Here is a 10,218-nt window from a genome sequence, read left to right as displayed (position 1 = left end):
CTCCCGCGCGATGCGGGGGCGTCCCGGCCCGCCGCCGTGTGACCGCGGTCCCGTCCCACGCCACGATCCACGCCGACCCGCGGTTGACCTGCGGAGGAACGGTCTCGGAACGGACTCAGTACGATAAAGCTTTCTGGTCTAGACCGGCTTCGTGTTGCCTGCCGGGGTAGTGGCGTACGTACTATTCGGGCGATTTGTCCGACGTGACGTCCGGACGCGTGTTCCGCAGATGACGACGAGATCACAAGTCAGATACGGGTACTGGCGAAGGTCGCTTCACGGATGGACAGTCGTGCCCGAAGGACTACGTTTCCCTTCAGCGAACGCGGCGTGACGGGCACGGAGGCCGGCGGACGATCTCCGCGGCCGCCGGTCATGCGCCGGCGGCATGGCCGAACCAGTGGCCGGACGGTAGGAGGTATGGAGCGTGGCCGCACCCATCGAGGTGAGCGGGTCCGACAAAGAGGCTCAGCCGGAATCGGTACTGGCCGGCGTCGACCGCAAGAAGATCCAGGGGCGCTCCCTCGGGCAGATCGCCTGGCTGCGGCTCAAGCGCGACAAGATCGCGCTCACCGGCGCCGTCGTCGTGATCCTCCTGATCCTCATCGCGATCTTCGGCCCGTACTTCGTCCAGGACCCGCTGAAATACCACCAGAACCTGATCGACCCGACCTACAACCGTCCCAAGTCCGGCTTCTGGCACTCCGGCATCAGCGGTGAGCACCTGCTCGGCGTCGAGCCCGGGACCGGCCGCGACATGCTCGCCCGCATCGTCCACGGCGCCCGGATCTCGCTGCTGGTGTCGTTCCTCGCGACCCTGATGTCGGTCGTCATCGGGACGGTCCTCGGCGTCACCGCGGGCTACTTCGGCGGCTGGGTGGACACCATCATCAGCCGCGCCATGGACGCCTTCCTCGCCTTCCCGCTGCTGCTGTTCGCGATCGCCCTGGTCGGCGTCGTCGCCGACGGCGCGTTCGGGATGAGCGGGAACGGGCTGCGCGTGTCGGTGCTGGTCGTGGTCATCGGGTTCTTCAACTGGCCCTACATCGGCCGCATCATCCGAGGTCAGACGCTGTCGCTGCGCGAACGCGAGTTCGTCGACGCGGCGCGCAGCATGGGCGCCAGCAACACCTACGTCCTGTTCAAGGAGATCCTGCCGAACCTGGTCGCGCCGATCCTGGTCTACTCGACCCTGCTGATCCCGACCAACATCCTGTTCGAGGCGGCGCTGTCGTTCCTCGGCGTCGGGGTCATCCCGCCGACGCCCTCGTGGGGCGGCATGCTGACGCTCGCGGTGCCGATCTACGAGTCGGACCCGATGTACATGATCATTCCCGGCATGGCCATCTTCATCACCGTCCTCGCCTTCAACCTGTTCGGTGACGGGCTGCGGGACGCTCTCGACCCTCGGTCCAAGTGACTCGGGTTCCTCTCGGACCCGTCTAATTGAAGGGGTGCGCCTGCACATGAACAAGATGAGACCGTTCGCGGTCCTCGCGGCCGGGGTGCTCGCGGCCGCGGGGCTCGCCGCCTGCGGCGGCGGTGACGACGAGGGCGGCTCGGGCAGCGGCCCGGGCTACAACGCCGGCGTCAACGAGGTCGTCAGCAAGTCGGACAAGAAGGGCGGCACGCTCAAGCTCGCCACCTCCGACGACTGGGACGCACCGGACCCCGGCAACACCTACTACGCGTTCTCGCAGAACTTCGCCCGGCTGTACGGGCGCGGCCTGACCACGTTCGACCCGAAGGCGGGCGACGCCAGCCTGAAGGTCGTCCCGGACCTGGCGACCGACCTCGGGCAGGCCAGCGACGGCGGCAAGACCTGGACGTACAAGCTGCGCACCGGCGTCAAGTACGACGACGGCTCCACCGTCACGTCCAAGGACGTGAAGTACGCGGTCGAGCGCAGCAACTTCTCCGAGGAGCTGCAGAACGGGCCGAAGTACTTCAAGCAGTACCTGGTCGACAACGACCCGGCGTACAAGGGCCCCTACGACGACAAGAGCGACGAGGGCCTGAAGTCCATCGAGACCCCGGACGACCAGACGATCGTCTTCCACCTGAACGAGCCGTTCCAGGAGTTCGACTACCTGGTCGCGATGTCGCAGACGATGCCGGTGCCGAAGGCCAAGGACACCGGCCTGAAGTACGAGTCCGCGATCGTCTCCAGCGGCCCGTACAAGGTCGACAACTACACGCGCGGCAAGGCGATGACGCTGTCGCGCAACCCGCACTGGAACCAGAGCACGGACCCGATCCGCAAGGCGCTGCCCGACAAGATCGAAGTCCAGCTCAAGCAGAACGCGGACGACATCGACCAGCGGCTGCTGGCCGGCTCGCTCGACATGGACATCACGGGCGTCGGCGTCCAGTCCGGCACCCAGCCCAAGGTGCTGGCCGCCGAGCAGAAGCCGTACGTCGACAACCCCGTCCAGGGCTTCCTGCGGTTCATGTCGCTGAACGTCCACGTCAAGCCGCTGGACAACAAACACTGCCGCATCGCCGTGCAGTACGCGACCGACAAGGTCGCCGCGCAGACCGCCTACGGCGGCCCGCTGGCCGGCGGTGACGTCGCCACGACGGTGCTGCCCCCGACGGTCGCCGGCTACAGCAAGTTCGACCTGTACCCGCAGAAGCAGGCCGAGGGCGGCGGTCTCGACCAGGCCACCCTGGCGAAGGCCAAGCAGGAGCTGCAGCAGTGCGGCCAGCCGAACGGCTTCACCACGAAGATCTCGGCCCGGTCCGACCGGCCGAAGGAAGTCGCGATGGCGCAGGCCATCCAGCAGAGCCTGGCGAAGGTCGGCATCAAGACCGAGATCGTGCAGTTCCCGGCCGGTGACTACTTCTCGAAGTACGTCGGCGTGCCGAAGTACGTCCACGACCACGGCATCGGCATGATGATCATGGCGTGGGCGGCGGACTGGCCGACCGGCTACGGGTTCCTGCAGCAGATCGTGCACGGTGAGGCCATCAAGCCGTCCGGCGGCAACAACCTCGCCGAGCTCGACGACCCGGGGGTCAACAAGGCCCTCGACGACGCCATCCAGAACCCGGACGAGGCGGCCCGCCTGAAGGCCTACGGCGAGGCTGACAAGCTGGTCATGGGGACGGCCGCGGAGGTCCCGCTGATCTACGCCAAGGCCCTGATGTACCGGCCGAAGCGTGCGTCCAACGTGGGCATCACCTACTCCTACGGCGGAATGTACGACTACCTCAACATGGGCGTGACGGAGTAACACCCGCTCGACCATGCGTCCCTCTGAAGGCAGGTGAAGGCGACGCCCGCCGGCCGGGTCCGGACCTACAGGTCCGCCCGGCCGGCGGGTGAGGCCGAGCATTTTGTTCGCATACATCATCCGGCGGCTCATCGGCGCCGTCGTCATGCTGCTGCTGGTCAGCCTGGTGACCTTCGGCATCTTCTTCTGGCTGCCGAAGCTGGCGGGACAGACCACCGACCAGATCGCGGCCGGGTTCGTCGGGAAGGCGCCGACGCCCGAGGCGATCCAGGACACCAAGGAACGGCTCGGCCTGGACGACCCCGTCCTCGTGCAGTACGGGGACTACCTCAAGGGCATCGTGGCCGGCCGCGACTACAAGGCCGGCCCCACCACGGACAAATGCCCGGCGCCGTGCTTCGGGTACTCGTTCCGCAGCAGCCAGCCCGTCCGGGAGACGCTGGTCGACCGCGCCCCGGCGACGGCGTCGCTCGCGCTCGGCGCGGCGATCATCTGGCTCGCGGGCGGCATCACCATCGGCGTCATCTCGGCGCTGCGGCGCGGCAGCCTCTGGGACAGGGCGGCGATGTTCATCGCCCTGAGCGGCGTGTCGCTGCCCATCTACTTCACCGGACTGGTGTCCCTGGCGCTGTTCTCCTACAGCCTTGAGATATTCCCGGGCGGCGGCAGCTACAAGGACTTCACCGACGATCCGGTGAGATGGTTCCAGTCGCTGGTGCTGCCCTGGGTGACGCTCGCGTTCCTTTACGCGGCGATGTACGCGCGGCTCACCAGAGCGGGCATGCTGGAAACGATGAACGAGGACTACATCCGCACCGCCCGGGCCAAGGGGCTGCCGGAGAAGACCGTCGTCACCAAGCACGCGCTCCGCGCGTCGCTGACCCCGATCATGACGGTGTTCGGCCTGGACCTCGGCCTGCTCCTCGGCGGCGCGGTGCTGACCGAGAGCACGTTCGGCATCCCGGGGCTCGGCCGCCTCGCGATCGACTCGATCCGCAGCGGCGACCTGCCCATGGTGCTCGGCGTCACGCTGATCACGTCGATCTCCATCGTGGTCATCAACCTGATCGTCGACCTGCTGTACGCCATCGTCGACCCGAGAGTGAGGCTGGGCTGATGACCGGCACCGCGCCCGCCGCGGGCAAAGCGGGCACCGGCGAGGCTCCCGCGGCGTTCCTCGAGGTCCGCGACCTGAAGATCCACTTCCCGACCGACGACGGCCTGGTCAAGTCGGTGGACGGGCTGTCGTTCGAGCTGGAGCGCGGCCGCACCCTCGGCATCGTCGGCGAGTCCGGGTCGGGCAAGAGCGTCACGAGCCTCGGCGTCCTGGGCCTGCACAACAAGCGCAACGCCAACGTGTCCGGTGAGATCTGGCTGAACGGCAAGGAGCTCGTCGGCGCCTCGCAGACCGAGGTCCGCCGGCTCCGCGGCCGCGAGATGGCGATGATCTTCCAGGACCCGCTGTCGTCGATGCACCCGTTCTACACGGTCGGGCACCAGATCATCGAGGCGTACCGGGTGCACAACGACGTGTCGAAGCAGGTGGCGCGCAAGCACGCCATCGACATGCTCGGCAAGGTCGGCATCCCCAAGCCGGACAAGCGGGTGGACGACTACCCGCACCAGTTCTCCGGCGGCATGCGGCAGCGCGCGATGATCGCGATGGCGCTGTCGTGCGACCCCGAGCTGCTCATCGCCGACGAGCCCACGACCGCGCTGGACGTGACCGTCCAGGCGCAGATCCTGGACCTGATCCGCGACCTGCAGCAGGAGTTCAACTCCGCCGTCATCATGATCACCCACGATCTGGGCGTGGTCGCGGAGCTGGCGGACGACATCCTGGTGATGTACGCGGGCCGCTGCGTCGAGTACGCGTCCGTGGACAACGCCTTCCACCAGCCGTTGCACCCCTACACGTGGGGGCTGCTCGGCTCGATGCCGAGGCTGGACCGGGAGCGCTCCGAGCGGCTGCTGCCGATCGTGGGGTCGCCGCCGAGCCTGATCAACGTCCCGTCCGGGTGCGCCTTCCATCCGCGCTGCCCCTACGCGGACCTGAACGACGGCAAGAGCACGACGGAACGGCCCGAGCTGATCGAGCTCGAACCCGGCCACAAGGCGGCGTGCCATCTGCCGCTGGACAAGCGCCGGGAGATCTGGACCGACGAGATCCGGCCGAAGCTGTGACGAGCACGGGTGGGAACGAGACTGTGGTGAGCACTGTGAAGGCCCCGGCGGACGCGGCCCGTCCCGTCCACGAGGGCGAGACCCTGCTGGAGGTGGAGAACCTCGGCAAGCACTTCCCCGTGACGGCGGGGCTGCTGCGCCGGCAGGTCGCGGCGGTGAAGGCCGTCGACGGCGTGTCCTTCTCCGTCCGCAAGGGCGAGACCCTCGGGCTGGTGGGGGAGTCGGGCTGCGGCAAGTCCACCACCGGCCGGATGATCATGCGGCTGCTGGACCCGAGCTTCGGGAAGATCGTCTTCGAGGGGCACGACATCACGAAGATGTCGCAGGGGCGGCTCCGGCCGCTCCGCCGCGACCTCCAGATGATCTTCCAGGACCCGTACTCGTCGCTGAACCCGCGCAAGACGGTCGGCGCGATCGTCGGGGCCCCGTTCCGGCTGCAGAACATCGAGGCCAAGCAGGGCGTGAAGAAGGCCGTCCAGGAGATCCTGGAACTCGTCGGCCTGAGCCCCGAGCACTACAACCGGTACCCGCACGAGTTCTCCGGCGGGCAGCGGCAGCGCATCGGGATCGCCCGCACGCTGGCCCTCAAGCCGAAGCTGATCGTCGCGGACGAGCCGGTGTCGGCGCTGGACGTGTCGGTGCAGGCGCAGGTCGTGAACCTCCTGGAGGACCTGCAGGACGAGCTCGACCTGACCTACGTGGTCATCGCGCACGACCTGTCGGTGGTCCGGCACATCTCCGACCGCGTCGCCGTCATGTACCTCGGCAAGATCGTCGAAGTGGCGGACCGGGCCGACCTGTACGAGCGGCCCATGCACCCCTACACCAACGCGCTGCTGTCCGCGGTGCCGATCCCGGACCCCGCCGAGCGGGGCGCGCGGAGGCGGATCCGGCTGCAGGGCGACGTGCCGAGCCCGCTCGACCCGCCGCCCGCCTGCCGGTTCCACACCCGCTGCTGGAAGGCGCAGGACATCTGCAAGCAGGTCGAGCCGCCGCTGGTGGAGCTCAGCCCCGGCCACCAGGCCGCCTGCCACTTCCCGGAGAACACCACGGTCAGCGCCACCGACGCGGTCGCCAAGGCCGCCGTCGCGCAGGCCCCCGCTCCCGCCGACGAACCCGCCGACCCGGCGGAGTGACCGCCCGGCCGCGCCGAATTCCGGCCCGCGCGCAGCGAAAGACCCGGCCCCTCCTCGTCGAGGTGGCCGGGTCTTCGCGTCCCCCGCCGGCTACTCGGTGGCGATGGCCTTCAGGACGTCCATCCGCCCCGCGCGCCACGCCGGCCACAGCGCCGCCAGCACGCCGATCACCGCGGCCACCGCGAGGTAGATGGCGAGCGTCCCGTACGGGATGGCGAGGACGCCGAGGCCGTCCTCGGCCAGCGCGTTCTGCAGCGCCGCGCCGAACGCGACCCCGATGCCCATGCCGAGCACAGCGCCGAACACCGCGATCATGATGGACTCCAGCCGGATCATGCGGCGCAGCTGCCGCCGGGAGATCCCGATCGCGCGCAGCAGCCCGATCTCCCTGGTCCGCTCGATCACCGACAGCGCCAGCGTGTTGACCACGCCGACGGCCGCGATGATGACGGACATGACCAGCAGGATCGTCAGGAACGTCACGAACCCGTCGACCTGCTTGCGGGCGTCCTCCTTCAGCGCCGACTGATCGGACACCTTCAGGTTCGGGTACTCCTTCAGCGCCGACTCCAGCGCGGTCTTCGTCGCCGCGGTCGTCGCCGCCGCGTCCACGACGATCGCGTCCACGGACGGGTTGAGGGTGTGCCGCATGTACGCCTGCGGGGACACCAGCCGGGTCCCGATCAGGTCGCTCTTGGCGTACACGCCCGTCACCGTCAGCCGCTCGGTCTTCCCGTCGGTGAACTGCACGGGCACCGCGGAGCCGACCTTCCAGCCGTTGTCCTTCGCGGTGTCCTCGTCCACCATGATCCCGGCGTTCCCGAGGTCGGCGCCGCCCGACACGATCTTCAGCTTCGCGGCCTTCACGATCATGGCGGCGTCGGCCGATATGTACGACGCGTCCTTCCCGGCGATCTTCGCGTCGCCCACGTACGTGGGCGACGCGGCCGTCACCCCGGGCACCGCCTGGATCTTCTGCGCGGCCCCGGCGGCGACACCGCCCGCGCCCTCCGACGCGACCAGGTAGTCCGCGCCGAACTGCGAGTCGATCTGGTCGTCGACCGACGCCCGCATCGTCGCCCCGAGCACGTTCACCGTGGTGATCAGCGCCAGGCCGATCATCAGCGCGGCGGCGGTCGCGGCGGTGCGGCGCGGGTTGCGCAGCGCGTTCTGCCGCGCCAGCCTGCCCGGCGACCCCATCAGCCGCGCCGCCGGCGCCCCCAGCACCCGCAGCACCGGGACGCTGATCACCGGGGCGAGCATCGCGACACCGATGAACACCGCGAACGCGCCCACGCCCACGGGGATCACCGGGTTGCCGCCGTTGCCGGCCAGGCCGGCCCCGATCAGGCCCGCGCCGGCCAGGGTCAGCAGCGACCCGAGCGCGAGCCGGATCCGCATCGACCGCTGCGGCAGCGCGACGTCGTCGCGCATCGCCGCCACCGGCGGGATCTTCGCGGCGCGGCGGGCCGGGAAGTACGCCGACACGACCGTCACCACGATCCCGACCACGTACGACCAGATCACCGGCGTCGCCGTGAACGTCAGTCCGCCGTCCCCGGCGTCCCCGACCTGCGACTGCAGCATCGTCGCCAGGCCCGCCCCGGCCAGCAGCCCGAGCGTCGACCCGACGATCCCGACCGCGACCGCCTCGCCGATCACCGCCCGCGTCACCTGCGCGCGGGCCGCGCCGACCGCGCGCAGCAGCGCCAGCTCACGGGTCCGCTGCGCCACCAGCATCGAGAACGTGTTGAAGATGATGAACGCCCCGACGAAGATCGAGATCAGCGCGAACACGAGGAGGAACGTCCGGAAGAAGTTCATCATCGTGGCGATGTCGCTCTTGGCCTCCTCGCGCAGCTTCTCGCCGGTGACGGCCTCCATCCCCGACGGCAGCACCTTCGCGACCCGGTCGCGCAGCTCCGCCTGCGACGGGCCCGACGACCCCATCTCGATGTCGCTGAAATAGCCGGGCTTCAGCATCAGCTTCTGCGCCGTCGGGGTGTCGAACGCGGTGAGCGTCGCGCCCATCAGGTTGCCGGCGTCGCTGAGGCCCACGACCCGCATCCGCTGCGGCGGGCCCGCGGTGAGGACCTGGACGGTGTCGCCGACCGCCAGGTCGCCCTTCTCCGCCGTCCGGTCGTCGATGACGACCTCGCCGGGCCCCTGCGGCGCCTTGCCCGCCGACAGGTCGTAGATCCCGGTGCCGGTCCAGTTCATGCCGATCTGCGGCGGGCCGTTCTGCGGGGTCCCGATGACCTTGCCGTCCTTGCCGACGACCGCCGCGTACCCGGTGACGTTCCCCTTCGGGTCCTTGACGCCGTCGACGCCCTCCAGCGCCTTCAGGACCGTCGCCGGAACCGGCTGCGCCGCCATCCCGTCGTCGTCGCCGTCCACGACCTTCTTGGCCCGGACGTCCACGGCCACGTTCGTGCCGACCCGGCTGAACAGCTCGTCGAACTGCTTGTTCATGCTGTCGGTGAAGATCAGCGTGCCGGCCACGAACGCCACGCCGAGGATCACCGCGACGCCCGTCAGCACCAGCCTGATCTTGTGCGCCGCGAGGTTGCGGAGCGTGACCTTGCCCATCATCGCGCCGTGACCCCCGGCTCCTGCACGGCGGTCCGCGCGGCCGGGCCGGGGCCCGTCTCGAAGCCCTTCATCCGCTCCAGCACCCGCTCCGCCGTCGGCCCCTGCATCGTGTCGACGATCTGCCCGTCGGTCAGGAACAGCACCTGGTCGGCGTACGCCGCCGCGGACGGGTCATGCGTCACCATCACGATCGTCTGCCCCATGCGGCGCACCGAGTCCCGCAGGAACCCCAGGACCTCCGCGCCGGACCTCGAGTCCAGGTTCCCCGTCGGCTCGTCCGCGAAGATGATCTCGGGGCGGGCGGCGAGCGCGCGGGCGCACGCGACCCGCTGCTGCTGCCCGCCCGACAGCTCCGTCGGACGGTGCTTCAGCCGCGGCCGCAGATCCACCGTGTCGATCACCGTGTCCAGCCACTCCCTGTCCGGCTTGCGGCCCGCGATGTCCATCGGCAGCGTGATGTTCTCCAGCGCCGTCAGCGTCGGGACGAGGTTGAACGCCTGGAAGACGAAGCCGACCTTGTCGCGCCGCAGCCGGGTCAGCTGCTTGTCCTTCAGGCGGGTCAGCTCGGTGTCGCCGATGAAGACCTCACCGGAGTCCACCGAGTCCAGGCCCGCCATGCAGTGCATGAGGGTCGACTTCCCGGACCCGGACGGGCCCATGATCGCGGTGAAACGGCCGCGGGGGATGCCGACCGTGACCCCGTCGAGCGCGACGACCTGGGCGTCGCCGCGCCCGTACACCTTCGCGATCTGGTGGGTCCGTGCGGCGAAGTCGCCCGCCCCGGGCGCGGTCTGCGCGCCGGCGGTCGATGGGGCGGTGTTCGTCACGTGAAACTCCCAAGTGTGAGTGAGCGGGGATGTGCGAGTGAGCAGGATGCGTCGCGACCGCGCCGTTCCCCCGGCGATCCGACGTTCAAAACAGTAGAAGCCGGACGACCCCCTGTGATGCCCCTCAGGAACGGACTTGGCGGTCCACCCGTGGCAGTAGACGGGGTCCTCCCGTCGTCCTAGCGGAGTAGACCCGCCCGCCCGCTTCGGGGCGCGTCTTGGCGCAGGTGCCGGGCGTGGCGG

General features: G+C 69.4%; 7 protein-coding genes. 5 read left to right on the top strand and 2 right to left on the bottom strand.

The features are described 5' to 3' along the window. Positions 1-427: 427 nt before the first annotated feature. The 5 genes from ETD83_RS34905 to ETD83_RS34885 all read left to right on the top strand — a co-directional run bounded on the left by ETD83_RS34905 (position 428) and on the right by ETD83_RS34885 (position 6,556). Positions 428-1,420, top strand: coding sequence for an ABC transporter permease (locus ETD83_RS34905; RefSeq protein WP_138649475.1), 993 nt, complete (start codon positions 428-430; stop codon positions 1,418-1,420). A 46-nt stretch (positions 1,421-1,466) separates the two neighbouring features. Next, on the top strand, positions 1,467-3,236 hold the full coding sequence (locus ETD83_RS34900; RefSeq protein WP_205718047.1) for an ABC transporter substrate-binding protein: 1,770 nt from the start codon (positions 1,467-1,469) through the stop codon (positions 3,234-3,236). A gap of 103 nt (positions 3,237-3,339) precedes the next feature. Further along, entirely contained in the window at positions 3,340-4,353 is a 1,014-nt protein-coding gene (locus ETD83_RS34895; RefSeq protein ID WP_138649474.1) for an ABC transporter permease, read from the top strand. Beyond that, positions 4,353-5,420, top strand: a complete 1,068-nt coding sequence (locus ETD83_RS34890; protein ID WP_138649473.1) for an ABC transporter ATP-binding protein — start codon at positions 4,353-4,355, stop codon at positions 5,418-5,420. The genes ETD83_RS34895 and ETD83_RS34890 overlap by 1 nt, the downstream gene beginning before the upstream one ends. A gap of 26 nt (positions 5,421-5,446) precedes the next feature. Next, positions 5,447-6,556, top strand: a complete 1,110-nt coding sequence (locus tag ETD83_RS34885; RefSeq protein ID WP_329603034.1) for an ABC transporter ATP-binding protein — start codon at positions 5,447-5,449, stop codon at positions 6,554-6,556. A 90-nt stretch (positions 6,557-6,646) separates the two neighbouring features. Here the strand turns inward: ETD83_RS34885 and ETD83_RS34880 are convergent, their stop codons facing one another. Further along, the gene (locus ETD83_RS34880; RefSeq protein WP_230421382.1) at positions 6,647-9,148 is read right to left on the bottom strand and encodes an ABC transporter permease; all 2,502 of its coding nucleotides are present in this window, start codon (positions 9,146-9,148) and stop codon (positions 6,647-6,649) included. Next, complete coding sequence (locus ETD83_RS34875; RefSeq protein WP_138649472.1) at positions 9,145-9,975, bottom strand: ABC transporter ATP-binding protein; 831 nt, start codon at positions 9,973-9,975, stop codon at positions 9,145-9,147. The genes ETD83_RS34880 and ETD83_RS34875 overlap by 4 nt, the downstream gene beginning before the upstream one ends. Positions 9,976-10,218: the final 243 nt, after the last annotated feature.

Origin of the sequence: Actinomadura soli, assembly GCF_005889715.1 — a bacterium.
GTDB lineage: Bacteria > Actinomycetota > Actinomycetes > Streptosporangiales > Streptosporangiaceae > Spirillospora > Spirillospora soli.
Note: the sequence above shows the minus strand (reverse complement) of the source record. Positions and strands in the feature narration are given on the sequence as shown.